Raw genomic sequence first — 13,159 nt, forward strand, 5'->3', positions numbered from 1 at the left:
CACTTCAGTCCTTTTTCAGGATCATCGCCAGCCGCAGCACCGCCGCCAGGATGGCCTGACCCAGAACCGGCGACTGGCCCAGGCCAATGGCCGCATCGCTGTCCCGGGCATCGTTTTCCCGCAAGGTGCAGTGCCAGCGGCCATGCTTGCCATAGGCGCGGCCGCGGATATGCACGTCCCAGTCCGGAAAGGCATCATCTGCCACATGCATCGCCCCATCCGCGGTGCCGATCCGCTGCGCGGCGTGTTCATCCCGCGGCACCGCATCCGGCAGCAGAAACGCCAGCGCATGCAGCACGCCGTCAAAATCCGCCAGGGTCAGGTCCGATCGGCTTTCCAGCCGTTCAATCAGGATTTCCAGTTCCGGATCTTGCATAACCACCTCCCGCTGAGTGACTCGTCAACTGACTTCGGCAACGCCGATGACATAGTTCTTTCCATAGGCCCGGGCGCATTTGGGGCAGGTTGTATAGAACATGAATATGCGCCCCGCGGTTTTGCCGCCCGCTTCGGCGGCAACCTCCATGTCATGCACCCAGTCCTTGGCCCTGCGGTAAGGGCCTTCGAACACCCGGGTGATGAAATCGCCGCTGATCTCTTTCATTTCTTCCCCGGGCACCTTGCCGGTCACCGCAAAGAAATGCTCCGCTTCCGCGTGGGACAAATCCCGGCTCAGGACCAAGTACCCCTCGGGGTCCTGCGCGCCGGCGTCTTCGATATGCTTCTGCACCCGTGCAAAGACCTGCCCCATATTCAAAGGGATATGCAGCAGACTGCGCGTCTTGGCCCGCGCGAACGGCTTCTTGTCAAAATGCAGATTGCGGCCGTCCCACCCTTGCGGCTTGAACCTGGGGCAGCAGCCGGTCGTGTTGTCCGTCATGTCCATCTTCGGCAGGCAGTTGGTCTCCATGCCTCTCCCCTCCCGTTTTCCCAGGATGCCGTCAGTCTATGCCCGTAACCGCGCGCCGAAATGATTTGCATCAATCCGCCGCTGCCCCGGCAGCCGCCCTAACCGCCGCTCTGGATGACCAGCGGACAGCGCGCCGCCTCCTGGATGCGGGCCGCCGGCGGCAGGTCCGCCAGCGGCGCCGCGACAATCACCGCAGCCGGGCTCATGTGCTCCAGCTGCCGCAGCAGCACACCGGGCAGCGCGCAGAGCCGGGTTTCTGCCACATCGCCCGGCGGCCCTGCGGATCCGGCTCCGAGGTCCTGCTCAGTACCGGGAGTGCAGGCGATCAGTGCCACCAGCGGCTTGCGGGTCTTGCGCGCCAGCCGCAGTGCAAATCCCGGCACCCCCTGCCCTTCCGCCAGGATCACGGCAATGCAGCCGGCGGCGCGCAGGATCGGCTTGAACCCGGAAATGATGATATCGCCCGCCTCTGCCGACCGGCGCAGCTCCTCCTGCACATGGCCCTCAGCCTCCCGGAACGAACTGACCAGCGCCGCAGCCTTGGCCCGGCGCGCCAGGAGGCCCTCAAACCGCCGGGCATCCGCCCGGAACGCCTTGGAGATTGCGGCGGCGGTCAGCCCGCTTTCCCGCTGCCCCGAATAGGTCACCACCCGGGAATGCGCATATCCCGCGGCCAGAACCGCCGTCTCGCGGACAAAGACCCCATGCAGCTCCGCCCCCATCTGACGGGCCAGCTCCAGCGCCAGCGCCAGCGCCGCCTCCGCATCCGGATAGCAGCTGGCGCCCAGGATCACCCTGGCGCGGCCCCCCTCCCCTGCCCTTTCCGCATCATGTCGCATTGCCGCTGGCCTCCTTTGCAAAGGACTTGCGGATGTCGGCAAATCCTTGCAGCCGCTCCTCCACCCGCCGGTTCAGGCTGCCTTCCGGAAACACCCCGTCGGCGCCCCGCTCCCCGGCCTCCAGGCCGGTCAGCACCGCGATCCCGTCGGTGACGGAGGTCATCGGGAAGATGCGGAACCGGCCCGCCTCCACCGCATCAACGACGCGCTGACGCAACGTCAGGTTGCGCACATTGGCGGCCGGGATCAGAACCCCCTGCCTGCCGGTCAGGCCGCGGGCATCACACACGTCAAAGAACCCTTCGATTTTCTGGTTCACCCCGCCAATCGCCTGGATATCACCGAACTGGTTGACCGACCCGGTGATCGCAAAGGACTGATCCAGCGGCACCTCCGCTAGCGACGACAGCAGCGCAATCAGCTCCGCCGCCGAGGCGCTGTCGCCCTCCACCCCGCCATAGCTCTGCTCGAACACCAGGCTGGCCCACAGCGACAGCGGCGCGCGGGTGGCATACGCGGCCGCCAGATAGCCCTGCAGGATCAGCATCCCCTTGGAATGGATCGGCCCGCCCAGCTCGATCTCGCGTTCGATATCCACCAGCTTGCCGGTGCCCGGCCGGGTCCGCGCCGTCAGCCGCGACGGCTTGCCGAAACTGTAATCGCCGATCTGCAGCACCGACAGCGCGTTGATCTGGCCGACGCGCGCGCCGTCCGTGTCGATCATCACCGTGCCCTGCTGGATCGTCTCCAGCCCCAGCTCGCGCACCCGCCCGGCCCGGCGCTCCTTCTCCGCCACCGCGCGTTCGATATGCTCCGGCCCGATATGCGCGCTGCCGCCGCTGCCGGCCCAGAACTCCGCCTCCCGCAGCAGGTCCGACAAGCGGCTGAAATTCAGCGTCAGCCGCTCTGCATCCCCGGTCATGCGCATGCTTTCCCGCAGCACAGAATCAACCGCAGGCTGATCCAGCGGCCGGGTCCCAGCATGCCTGGCCAGCCGGGCGATCAGATGCGCGTACCCCTCCACCGATCCGCCGCCCTCCAGCCGCAGGTGATCGTCGAAATCGGCCTCCAGCTTGAACAGCTGCAGGAAATCCGGATCCAAGGCGGACAGCAAATAGTAATGCATCCGCTCCCCGATCAGCACCACCCGCACGCTCAAGGGCACCGGGTCCGGCTCCAGCGAGACCGTCGACACCATGCTCAGCCGCTCGCCGGGCGAATAGATGGAAATTTCCCCGGTCCTCAAACAGCGCTTCAGCGCATCCCAGGCCAGCGGCTCGCTCAGCACCTGGCGCACGTCCAGCACCAGATAGCCGCCGTTGGCCCGGTGCAGCGCACCCGGCTTGATCATCGTGAAATTGGTGACCAGCGCCCCCATCTCCGAGGCGTATTCGATGCGCCCGATCAGATTGGCCATCGTCGGCAGCTCTTCCTTGACCACCGGCGCGCCTTGGCCGCTGCTGCCGTTCGACACCATCACATTGACCCGGTAGCGCTGGAACTGCGGCTCCTCGAACCGCTTGCTGGTCGCCACCGGGAACGGGCCGGCGGAGTCCTCGCTTTCGCCCATCAGGAACAGCTCTGCGTTCTCAACAAGATCGCTGCGCACCGCCTCCAGATACCGCTGAACCGCCGCGTCATCGGCAAACGCCTTCTGCACATCGCGGATCGCCTCATCCACCCCGCGCGAGGCCAGCTGATAGTTCAGCTGCTCCACTTGCCGCCGGTGCTCCTTCTCGCGCTTGGGCACGGATTTCAGCACATCCGAGATCCGCTGCTGGACGCTCTCGATCGCGGCCTCCAGCTCCTCCCGCTCCTCATCCGTGAGCGCCTCGAACTCCTCCTGCGTCAGCACATTCCCGTCACGCTCCCCGGCAAAACTGAACCCCACCGGCGTGCGCAGAATGGCAACATTCCGGGCGCGGGCATCGTCAAAGATCTCCGCCATCTCGCGTTCATGCTCCGCCGAGAAATCCTCCTCGATGGTCCGCCGCCGGGTCTGGTAATCCTCCGACTCAAACAGCGCCGGGATCTGGTTGGCCAGGTCATCAACCAGCGTTTCCATCATCCTGCGCAGGCGGCTGGCCGATCCCGCCGGCAGCCGGATCGCCACCGGTTTGTGCGGCAGTTCGAAGTTGTTGACATAGACCCAGTCGCAAGCCACCGGCCTGTCCTTCGCGATCCCGGCCAGGATCGACTGGGCAATCGCATGGCGGCCGCTGCCGGGCTGGCCCAGAACAAAGACATGGAAATCCTCATGGGGGACCGTGGCACTCATCCGGATCGCATCCACCGCCCGGTCCTGCCCCAGCCACTCCTCCGCGCCGTCCAGCTCATCCGTCAGCTTGAAACGCAGCCCGGTGTCCGGCAGCACAGGCCGCAGACTGGCTGCCGTCAATGGGTCCGGTCCGTGATTTACAGCCATAGCGCTCTCCTTGTTTCCGGGATCAGGGCACCAGAACCGCGGCGCCCTGCAATCGGCCCTGCCGCATGTCTTCCAGCGCCTGGTTGGCGTCTTCCAGCGCATAGGCGCGGTGTTCGGTGGCGATGCCCGCCTCGGCGGCCAGCGGCAGGAATTCTTCGCCGTCCTGCCGGGTCAGATTGGCAACCGACAGAATGTGCCGCTCGCCCCACAGATCGGCATAGGGAAAGGCGGGGATATCGCTCATGTGGATGCCGCCGCAGACCACCCTGCCCCCCTTGCGCACGGCCTTCAGGGCCGCAGGCACCAGGCTGCCCACCGGCGCAAAGAGTATTGCCGCATCCAGCGGTTCCGGAGGCAGTTCATCAGACCCGCCCGCCCAGGCCGCGCCCAAGCTGCGGGCAAACGCCTGCGCTTCGGTATCACCCGGCTTCGTTAGCGCAAACACCTTGCGGCCCTGCCAGACCGCCAGCTGGGTCAGAATATGCGCCGCAGCGCCAAATCCGTACAAACCGATGTTACGGCCCTCGCCCGCCATGCGATAGCTGCGGTAGCCGATCAGCCCGGCGCACAGCAGCGGCGCCTGTGCAACCGGATCGCCGCCGCCCAGCGGAAACACATACCGCGCGTCTGCCACACAGGCCTCGGCAAAGCCGCCGTTGCGGGTGTAACCGGTGAACTCCGGCGCATCGCAAAGGTTCTCCTGCCCCTCCCGGCAATAGCGGCAGTGGCAGCAAGTCGCGCCCAGCCAGGGCACGCCGACCCGCTGGCCGGTCTCCAGCCCCTCGGCCTGCGGACCCAGGGCCGCGATCCGGCCAACAATCTCGTGCCCCAGGATTAGCGGCACCTTCGGTTCGGTTAAATCACCGTCAAAGATATGCAGATCGGTCCGGCACACACCGCAGGCTTCTACCCGGATCAGCACCTCCCCCGGCCCGGGTTCCGGCTGGGCAATCTCCTCCAGCCGCAGCGGCTCACTTGCCTTATGGAAAACCATTGCACGCATTCTGCGTCTCCCCGCATTTCAGAATACCGCAAGCCAGTTCCCGGCGCAGTGATCAGGATCAACCCGCCGGTCACACGCGCACGCCCCACCAACTGCTGGCCGAGACGGCCCCGCGCACCCATGGGCTCAGCCCGATGCACAGGATCACGATTGAAAACAGGCACCAGACGGCGGGCATTTCATCCGGGTTGCTGGTCAGCACCCAGGCCAGCACCGGCCCGGTTGCGGCGTGCATCAGCACAAAGCGCCAGGCCCCATATACCAGCGGCATCAGGAACACGGCCGCCATGTAAACCGGAAAGCCGGACTGTACCCCCAGCGCGTTGTCCAGCGGCACCAGCAGCCCGTTATATGGCACATTCCAAGCGATGTGCCAATTCCCGGACACGGTGCAAAGAACCTCTGCGCACATCGGGGCCCCAGCAGCGCAGGTGCCCAAGGCAGGCAACGGCACCAGCTGCAGCAGCATGACACCTGTGGCAGCGCAGCTCAGGGCCAAAACCCAGGACCGGCAGCGCCGCTTGACGGCGGCAGGCACGAGTTCCAGCACAAACGCATTGATTACAATGGGTTGAAAAGCAATGTGCAAATACGACAACAGCGTCGTGCCCTTGTTCGCGGCGGAACTGCAGTCGTTGACGGTCAGGTACCCCGCGAGCTGCAACACTTCCATAACCGTGAAGTAACCAAGCGCTGCCCAAACCGCCAAAGGCTGGCCTTGCCGCCAGCACACCACCGCCGCGGCAGTCCCGGCGACCGCCATCGCGGCCGAGGCTTCCAGGCTCCAGCACATCCGCTAGCGGTCGTCAAAGGCGGCCAGCCGCCGCAGCATCTCTTCCCGCTCGGCCAGCAGATCCAGCACCAGCGCCACCCCGGCGGCATTGACCCCCAGGTCCTGGTTCAACCGCCGCGCCTTCTTGGCGCGGGCAATGCTTACACTGTGGAACTGCCAGCTCTGGATCGTGGCCCCCTCGGGTTCCAGCACCCCATGTTCGACCAGTTCAATGACCCAGTTCCTGTCAGCATGGCAAAACCGGCACAGCTCATCCAGCGACAGGCTGACGACGACTGCAGTTTTGGCGGTTGCGGGTTTCATGCGTCTATCCTCCGATACCAGCACGCGGGTTGAACGGCACCTCGCGGGCCATCTGTTCAAAGAACGCGCGCGCCTCCTCCGTTGTCACCTCGGGGTTCACGATCCTGAGCGTGGCATAGATGTCCCCGGGCGGCGTGCCGGGAAGACCTTTGCCCTTCAGCCGCAGCTTCTGGCCGCCGCGGGCATTTGCCGGGATGGTCAGCGCGACCTTGCCGTCCGGCGTAGGCATCATAACCTTGCCACCCAATGCCGCTTCCCATGGGGTCACGGGCAGTTCCAGATACAGGTCCCTGCCGTCAGCCCGGTAAACCGGATGAGGGGCAAAGCTCACCTCCAGAAACAGATCGCCCGCGGCGCCTCCGCCCGGGGGTACCGATCCTTGGCCAGGCAGCCGGATGTGCTGGCCTTCCAGGATCCCTTTGGGGACATGAACGGTGATGCTGCGGTCCTGCAGATGCACCGTGCCATCCGCCGCCGCCTGCGGTACCCGGAGCGTCAGAACCCGGGTTGCCCCGCGGTAGGCGTCTTCGATGTCCAGCTGAAGGCGGGCGTGCTGATCTTGACCGGCCCGGTCGAACGGCTGCCCCTGGCGCCGGAAGAGGGACTCGAAGAAGTCGCTGAAGGCTTCCGCACCCTGCGGCCTGCCCCCGGTGAATTCAAAGCCGCTTTCCCATCCGGGCGGGGGCTGGAAACCGTCTCGAGCTTCGGGCCCGGGTTTACCCAGATGATCGTAAGCTGATCGGGCTTCCGGGTCTTTCAGCACTTCGTAGGCTTCGTTGACATCTTTGAAATTCTCTTCGGCTTCTGCCGTGGCATTGATGTCCGGGTGGTATTTCCTGGCAAGCTGGCGGTAGGCTCGCTTGATCTGTTCCGAACTTGCATCCGGAGTGACCCCAAGGATTTCGTAGTAGTCCCGGTATTCCATGCTGCCACTCTCCCCGCATCTTTGCCGCCGCAGTTTGCCACGGCGGAGCGGATCTCGGGTTGATCCGGATCATACCATCCGGACCGGGCAGGGGAGAGCAGGGAGTTCACAGCTGTGAACTCCTACGCTGCGGCCTGGCGGGTGAGGGCCATGACCATGGGCGTGCTGGTGAAGCCACCCGACGCGGCTTTGGCGCTGAGATGCCGGAGGTAACCGCTGGGCGAGCGGATTTCGGAGAACCTTTCCAACATGGCGGCGACCACGGTGGCGGCTTCCGCTGCGCCCATTGCAGTCTTGGCCTCTTCCCAGACGGCTGCGGAGATCCCCATCATCGGGCGCACGGTGTCAGCAGCACGCATCAGGTCGCTCCAGTGCCGGATTGTGCCATCGGCGTAACCGCGGATCTCACCGCAGGCGGCGAGGATCAGGCGGAGAGGGAGGCTTGGTCCACTGGGGGCAGTGGCCTCAGGCGTTTGGGGTGGAATGTCACGAGTCACTGGCCTGTCTGCTGCGGGTTTCTCAGCATAACCGGTTTCGTCTTTTGATTCTGTTTCCGGGGCGTGCGCTGCGTTAGCGGTCTGTTCAGATTCAAAAGAGTCTTTCTTTGAATTCTGACAGTGGTGCTCAATTTGGGCGTCACTGGTGCCCAAATCTTCTGCGCAGACAGGCTCTAAAAGGCGTTTGGTGTCGGTCAGGGCGGCTGCAAGACGGGTCCTGAGGTCTTCCAGATCGTCGGCTCCCAGCTTGCGGCGGAGGTCGCGCGCGGTGAGCTGGGCGAGGTCGTGGAACTGGTCCCAGAGGGTCAGCTCAGGATGATCGGCAGCGCCGCAGAGAGCGAGGTTCAGGAGGTCGCGGCGCATCAGGCTGACGGTTTCGCGCAGCTGCTTGATGCGGGTCTCCTGAGCGCGTTCGGCCTCCGCCATATCCGAGAACTCGGCAAAGCGGAAGGCGAGGGGGGAGAGGTCGAAACCATAGGCCACCCGCTCACCCTGGTAGCGGCGCACATAACGCTTGCCGTTGGGGCTGTCGCGGCGGATCAGCATGCCGGCGGAGACCAGCTTGGCCATGTGGCGGCGCATGGTGGAGCAGGGCATGCCGTTCAGCCGCTCGCAGATCGCCCGATTGGAGGGATGCACAACCGTCACGCCGGGCCGGGGGGCAACCGTCTTGCCGGGGAGAAAGGACATCAGCGCCTGCAGCACCGAGAGGTCGCGGTCGCTGAGACCGTACGCCTTGCGGGCGGCTGCCAGTTCGCGCAGGGCGTCCCATTTGCTGACGTCAGACTGCATAGGGGAGTGTTCGGCGGCGGCCTGCTGGTGTTTCAGCAGGACAGCATCCACCGTTCGCCCAAAAGGCGTGAGGGGCATATATCCCATGTCATCATCACGAAAGACAAAAAAATACCGGCCCGCGAATCGCTTTGGACTTGCGGTTATAGGCTCCGGCCACTAACTTGAGAGTGCTAGAAACAAGTTGGTCTCGTGGAGCTTCGGTTTTGCGGGGCCTTCTTTTTTGCCTGCTCTGTGCCTCCTAAGTTATTGTTATCATTTAACCTTCGCCGCGCGACTGCCAGCGCGCGTGAAGCTCTTCAATCAGTGTCTGGGCCTCAGCCTCCAGCCAGTCGGCAAAGCCGCCGCCCGGCAGCTCCAGACTTACGCCCTTGGCGGTGCGGCGCAGGGTGGCGCTGCGGCGGCCATCTACGGTGAGCGGCTGCGCGAGCGTCCGCGCCTTGCGTTCCGGCTTGGCTTGCGGGGCAGGGGAGGGGACTGCGGCCTTGAACACCGCCTCAAAAGCCAGCAGCGAGGGGTCGGCGGGCGCGGCCTCTGCGCCTTCGGTTGCGGCTTCTACGGCGAAATTGGTGTATTCCTGCTCGGCGATGCGGATCAGCGCCTCGCGGTCGGCACCCGTGTCGGCAATTGCCTTGGCCAGAGCGTCCCAGCGGGGGCGGCCGATGCCCTGGGCCGGGCCGATGGCACGGATCAGATCGGGGCCGACCGCCTCGGCAATGGCGATGGCCATCGAGACTGAGGATTTGGTGACTGTCAGCACCTCGGCCACCTGCGACTGGTTGCCAAAGCCGTTCTCGACCAGCTCCTGCGCAAACAGCGCCTTTTCGATGAAGGAGAGGTCGCGGCGCGCCATGTTTTCGGAGATCTGGGCGCGCACAGCGGCGTCTTCATCCAGATTGGCGACCAGGGCCCGGACCTTGGTGACCTTCTCGGAGGCGCGGATCGCCTCCAGGCGGCGGCGGCCGTAGACAAGCAGGTAGCGGTCGGGCTCCGACGGGTGGCGGCGCACCAGGATCGGCACGGTCTGGCCGTTGGCCTCAATTGCGTCGCGCAGGTCGATGACGTCTTCCGGGTCGAGCCGGTCATGGATCCGCGTGTCTTCGATCTGATGCGGTTCCAGGTCCCAGACACGGTGGGAATCCACCGCGTCGCGGGCCGAGCGCAGGGCACGGTTGCTGGACATCATCGAAGAGGCCGGGGCAGGGGAGGCCACCGGCGCGCCGGCCGCGGCCAGGCTGTCGAGCATCGAGAGACGGGATTTCTTGCTGCTGGTCATGAACGCCCCCAGGTTTCCTGAATGAGCTGGCTGATTTCGTCGTTGACCGCGTTCAGGCTTTCGACCGCGCGGTCATAGGTGGAGCGGGTGAAGGCGCTGCGTTCGACCTCGTACAGGGTCTGTTTCGTGAGGCCCGCGTCCGAAATCGCGGTGGATTTCAGCATCGGCGCATTCAGCACCTTGTCGCCGTACATCGTGCGCAGGAAGGCAACGATGCGGTTTTGCGGCGCATCCGACGGCTCGTACCGGGTGAGCAGGTAGCGCATCCAGTCGTGGCTCATGTCGGCGCCGGACTGGGCAATCACGTCCATCAGATCGGCGGTCATGCGCAGGAATTGCGACATCGACATCACGTCGAGCATCTCCGGGTGGATCGTCACCAGCACGCCGGTGGCGGCGGAGAGCGCCGACATGGTGAGGAAGCCGAGCTGCGGCGGGCAGTCGATGACCACCACGTCATAGTCGGAATCGACCTGTGTCAGAGCCTCTTTGACCCGGAAGAAAAACAGCCCGGCGCTGCCCTGGGCCAGGGCGCGGGGGGTGTCATGCTCGAACTCCATCAGTTCGAGGTTGCCGGGGATCAGGTCGAGGTTCGGGATATAGGTCTTGCGGATCACCGACTGGATCGGGGCCGGGTCCTCGTAACGGATGGCGTCATAGAGGGTGCCGCCGTCCTTGAGGTCGAACTCCGGCTGGACGCCGTGCAGGGCGGTCAGCGACGCCTGCGGGTCGAGGTCGATGGCCAGCACCCGGTAGCCCTTGAGCGCCAGGCGCTGTGCCAGGTGGGCGGAGGTGGTGGTCTTGCCGGAGCCGCCCTTGAAGTTCATCACGCCGATGATCTGCATGTGATCGGCATAGCCTTCGCCGTCCTCCGGGCTGGGGCGGCGGCCGGGCAGGTAGTCGCCGGGCTTGCGGGCGGTTTTCTCCAGCAGCACGCGCAGCTCCTGGATGTCCTCGGCGGAATATTGGCGGCGGTTGCCGGCGGTCAGTTCGGGCGAAGGGCCTTTGCCGTCCAGATGCAGCTTGCGCAGGTAGGAATCATTGACCCCGAGCAGGGCCGCGGCCTCGCCCGAGGTGAATTTGCGCATGGTCTTGGAAGCGTTCGGGGGGAACAGGCTCTCGCGCTGTGCGTGCAGCTGGGCCGCAATCCATTCGGAGTGCTGGCGGATGACCGCGTTGAGATCCTCCGGAGTGTATGTATGATCCATCTGCCCTTTTGCCTGCCGTTTGCGCCGCTCTGCCTCGTGTTCCGCGGTCTGACCCGTTGGGCCGGTCGTGTCTGTGACCGTGTTTTCTGCCCGGGCCGTGTTCACGGAATTTGGCGTTTGCCGCCTCTTTTCCGTGACTATTGGCCAAAGAACGGGATTCGTGCAAGCGTTTTCTATAGTTGGCAGGCGGAAGGGGCAGGGCGCCAGGCCTTAAACCGGGGTCAGGACGGTGCCCCGTGGCCTGGCAGAAGGTGCCGCGTGCGGGCGCGGCGTCACGAGTCGTCTTTGGACTTTTCTTCGGAGTCCGCTTTTCCGGACTTCGGGTCGGTGTGGTCGGGGTCGCCCTTTTCGCCGGGGCGGTTTTTCAGCGGGTGGTGCTGCTCCGAGCCCTTCAGACCTTCGATGACATCATGTTTCGGCTGTTGCTTGGTCATGGGGTTCTCCTGTTGCGGGCCGGGCGCCGTGCCGCCGCGGGGCGGTCTGGCAGGGCATCCGGGCTATGGGGAGTCAACGCCGTGCGGCCGGATTGGTTCCTCCGCGGCGGCCTGCGGAGCGTGCGGCGGCGGGGTTATGCGGCCAGCAGGATCGCGGCATAGGCCAGTGCCGAGGCGGCGAAGGGCCAGAAGCGGCTTTCGCGCTCCTCCGGCAGCTCCTCCTTGAGGACGTTGAGGATGATCCCGCCGGACAGGAAGGCAAACAGGAAGCCGAGCCACAGTTCCGGCAGGTGCACGCTGACGCCGATCGCCCAGCCGCCCAGCACCGCGCCGGCGATGATCCATCTGGCGGTGCGGTCGTATTTGTGGCTGTGGTCCTGGCGCAGGCCGAAATCGGTGGTGACGAAATGCAGCGACATGGCCACGCCGAAGGCCAGAAGGGACCAGGCGCCCGCGGTTTCCCGGTTGGTGAGCAGATAGCCGGTGATCGCGTTGTAAAGCGCGAAGGAGCCGGTATGGAGCCAGAAATCGCCGCTGCCGGGCGCAGTCCCCTGGCCGCTAGCGGCATCCCTGCGGCGGGCGCTTTTCACCAGTTTTTCAAGACCGTAGAACAGAACCAGCCCGCCGAGTGCCGAGAGGTAGACTGCCTCCTCGGCCTTGGAGGGGGACAGCTCCAGCTCTTCTGAGAAGATACTCTGGTGGGCGGCAAGCTCCGGCAGGATGTGGAGGAACACATAGGCGACGGACACCCCGCCGGCGGCGGACAGCCACCTGCTGCGCGGGGTGCGGTCGAGAAAAGTCAGCCATCCGATGGACAGGTGAATGGCGGCAAACAGGGCGGCGAAGGCAAAGCTGGCAGCGATCATATAGGGGTAATGCGCACCGCAGGGAAAATGTTCCCGCAGGGCAGGGGTTTAGAACTTGAAGCCCGCCGACCAGTCCCGCAGGCGGGCGAGAAATTCAGTGTCATCCCCTTCGGCGGGCACCTCGAAATTCGGCAGGCCGCTGAGGATGGTGCGCAAGCCGTTGAGATCGCCGCGCTTCTCCTGCCAGTTGGCGGCGAACCGGACAAGCCCTTCGGGGAGGCGGAAGGCCGGATCGGGCGCGGAAAAATAGAGGGCGTGGGGGACGCTGTTCAAGGCGGACACCAGATCCGCCAGCGGTTTCAGCTCATCGGCGGGGCTGTTGCCCAATTCCTGGCTGGCTGCGGCATGGGCGAGAAAGGCGCGCCCGGCGGTGACGGTCTGGGTGGTGTTGAGAACAAAGCTGACCGACAGGGTCAACACGATCATGCCATTGACGCCGACCAGAACGGTCGCCAGCTCCCAGCCCGGGGACCCCGGCTTGCTGTTGCCGCCGCCAAGCGTTGAGAGGGACTCCCCGACAAAGCCCAGGTCCATCAGCCACCCGGCCGGCTGGCGGCTGCCGCTGAGCACGACCGACGTCTCTGACCCCTGAAAGATGAGCAGCCAGGCAAAAGCGGTGCCGGATATCCAGAATGCGGCAATGGACGACAGCACAAGCGGCCCGATCACGGTGCGCCCGCCGGCACTGTGCGGCAGAATGCGCCGCAAGACCTGCCACGCGGCCCGGGACACCCGCCGGGACGGCAGCTTGCGGTCGGTGATTGCCACGGTCGTCAGCAGGAAATCGGCAAAGACGGCCAGCAGCGCGCATATGCCCAGAACGGCAAAACCCATACAGGATAACGCGGCTGCCCCCGTGCCGGTTCCCGGCGGATTTCCGGTCAGGGC

14 protein-coding genes are annotated in these 13,159 nt (G+C 65.2%); all 14 read right to left on the bottom strand.

Going from position 1 to position 13,159, the window contains the following annotated elements; translation table 11 throughout:
- Positions 1-4: 4 nt before the first annotated feature.
- Complete coding sequence (locus AC5STI_RS19450; protein WP_495447917.1) at positions 5-376, bottom strand: hypothetical protein; 372 nt, start codon at positions 374-376, stop codon at positions 5-7.
- Between the two features lie 24 nt (positions 377-400).
- The gene (locus AC5STI_RS19455; RefSeq protein ID WP_495447918.1) at positions 401-910 is read right to left on the bottom strand and encodes a hydrolase; all 510 of its coding nucleotides are present in this window, start codon (positions 908-910) and stop codon (positions 401-403) included.
- A 98-nt stretch (positions 911-1,008) separates the two neighbouring features.
- On the bottom strand, positions 1,009-1,749 hold the full coding sequence (locus AC5STI_RS19460) for a hypothetical protein (RefSeq protein ID WP_495447919.1): 741 nt from the start codon (positions 1,747-1,749) through the stop codon (positions 1,009-1,011).
- A complete protein-coding gene (locus AC5STI_RS19465; RefSeq protein WP_495447920.1) occupies positions 1,739-4,174 on the bottom strand; it encodes a Lon protease family protein in 2,436 nt (811 codons plus the stop codon). The genes AC5STI_RS19460 and AC5STI_RS19465 overlap by 11 nt, the downstream gene beginning before the upstream one ends.
- Positions 4,175-4,196: 22 nt before the next feature.
- Positions 4,197-5,177, bottom strand: a complete 981-nt coding sequence (locus tag AC5STI_RS19470) for a zinc-dependent alcohol dehydrogenase family protein (protein WP_495447921.1) — start codon at positions 5,175-5,177, stop codon at positions 4,197-4,199.
- Between the two features lie 70 nt (positions 5,178-5,247).
- The gene (locus tag AC5STI_RS19475) at positions 5,248-5,970 is read right to left on the bottom strand and encodes a DUF5765 domain-containing protein (protein ID WP_495447922.1); all 723 of its coding nucleotides are present in this window, start codon (positions 5,968-5,970) and stop codon (positions 5,248-5,250) included.
- A 3-nt stretch (positions 5,971-5,973) separates the two neighbouring features.
- Positions 5,974-6,273 carry a chaperone modulator CbpM gene (locus tag AC5STI_RS19480; RefSeq protein ID WP_475046308.1) on the bottom strand — a complete coding sequence of 100 codons (300 nt, stop codon included), beginning with the start codon at positions 6,271-6,273 and terminating at the stop codon, positions 5,974-5,976.
- A gap of 4 nt (positions 6,274-6,277) precedes the next feature.
- Positions 6,278-7,198 carry a DnaJ C-terminal domain-containing protein gene (locus AC5STI_RS19485; protein WP_495447923.1) on the bottom strand — a complete coding sequence of 307 codons (921 nt, stop codon included), beginning with the start codon at positions 7,196-7,198 and terminating at the stop codon, positions 6,278-6,280.
- Between the two features lie 122 nt (positions 7,199-7,320).
- Entirely contained in the window at positions 7,321-8,565 is a 1,245-nt protein-coding gene (gene repC / locus AC5STI_RS19490; RefSeq protein ID WP_495447924.1) for a plasmid replication protein RepC, read from the bottom strand.
- A 181-nt stretch (positions 8,566-8,746) separates the two neighbouring features.
- Positions 8,747-9,763 (bottom strand): plasmid partitioning protein RepB, encoded by a 1,017-nt coding sequence (repB, locus tag AC5STI_RS19495; protein WP_475046302.1) that lies wholly within the window; start codon positions 9,761-9,763, stop codon positions 8,747-8,749.
- A complete protein-coding gene (repA, locus tag AC5STI_RS19500) occupies positions 9,760-10,971 on the bottom strand; it encodes a plasmid partitioning protein RepA (protein ID WP_495447925.1) in 1,212 nt (403 codons plus the stop codon). Before repA ends, repB begins: the two co-directional genes overlap by 4 nt.
- A gap of 272 nt (positions 10,972-11,243) precedes the next feature.
- Positions 11,244-11,405: a hypothetical protein gene (locus AC5STI_RS19505; RefSeq protein ID WP_495447926.1), complete on the bottom strand. Its 162-nt coding sequence runs from the start codon at positions 11,403-11,405 to the stop codon at positions 11,244-11,246.
- A gap of 134 nt (positions 11,406-11,539) precedes the next feature.
- Positions 11,540-12,271, bottom strand: a complete 732-nt coding sequence (locus tag AC5STI_RS19510; RefSeq protein ID WP_495447927.1) for a ZIP family metal transporter — start codon at positions 12,269-12,271, stop codon at positions 11,540-11,542.
- A gap of 48 nt (positions 12,272-12,319) precedes the next feature.
- On the bottom strand, positions 12,320-13,105 hold the full coding sequence (locus AC5STI_RS19515; protein WP_495447928.1) for a hypothetical protein: 786 nt from the start codon (positions 13,103-13,105) through the stop codon (positions 12,320-12,322).
- Positions 13,106-13,159: the final 54 nt, after the last annotated feature.

This window comes from Leisingera sp. CC-HEC096, from assembly GCF_059429235.1.

What these genes read in the sequence shown, in the direction of transcription:
- AC5STI_RS19455 (WP_495447918.1), bottom strand. Translation starts at nt 910, where the DNA reads ATGGAGACCAACTGCCTGCCGAAGATGGACATGACGGACAACACGACC.
- AC5STI_RS19460 (WP_495447919.1), bottom strand. Translation starts at nt 1,749, where the DNA reads ATGCGACATGATGCGGAAAGGGCAGGGGAGGGGGGCCGCGCCAGGGTG.
- AC5STI_RS19505 (WP_495447926.1), bottom strand. Translation starts at nt 11,405, where the DNA reads ATGACCAAGCAACAGCCGAAACATGATGTCATCGAAGGTCTGAAGGGC.
- AC5STI_RS19450 (WP_495447917.1), bottom strand. Translation starts at nt 376, where the DNA reads ATGCAAGATCCGGAACTGGAAATCCTGATTGAACGGCTGGAAAGCCGA.
- repB (WP_475046302.1), bottom strand. Translation starts at nt 9,763, where the DNA reads ATGACCAGCAGCAAGAAATCCCGTCTCTCGATGCTCGACAGCCTGGCC.
- repA (WP_495447925.1), bottom strand. Translation starts at nt 10,971, where the DNA reads ATGGATCATACATACACTCCGGAGGATCTCAACGCGGTCATCCGCCAG.
- AC5STI_RS19470 (WP_495447921.1), bottom strand. Translation starts at nt 5,177, where the DNA reads ATGCGTGCAATGGTTTTCCATAAGGCAAGTGAGCCGCTGCGGCTGGAG.
- AC5STI_RS19475 (WP_495447922.1), bottom strand. Translation starts at nt 5,970, where the DNA reads ATGTGCTGGAGCCTGGAAGCCTCGGCCGCGATGGCGGTCGCCGGGACT.
- AC5STI_RS19510 (WP_495447927.1), bottom strand. Translation starts at nt 12,271, where the DNA reads ATGATCGCTGCCAGCTTTGCCTTCGCCGCCCTGTTTGCCGCCATTCAC.
- AC5STI_RS19465 (WP_495447920.1), bottom strand. Translation starts at nt 4,174, where the DNA reads ATGGCTGTAAATCACGGACCGGACCCATTGACGGCAGCCAGTCTGCGG.
- AC5STI_RS19480 (WP_475046308.1), bottom strand. Translation starts at nt 6,273, where the DNA reads ATGAAACCCGCAACCGCCAAAACTGCAGTCGTCGTCAGCCTGTCGCTG.
- AC5STI_RS19485 (WP_495447923.1), bottom strand. Translation starts at nt 7,198, where the DNA reads ATGGAATACCGGGACTACTACGAAATCCTTGGGGTCACTCCGGATGCA.
- repC (WP_495447924.1), bottom strand. Translation starts at nt 8,565, where the DNA reads ATGCCCCTCACGCCTTTTGGGCGAACGGTGGATGCTGTCCTGCTGAAA.
- AC5STI_RS19515 (WP_495447928.1), bottom strand. Translation starts at nt 13,105, where the DNA reads ATGGGTTTTGCCGTTCTGGGCATATGCGCGCTGCTGGCCGTCTTTGCC.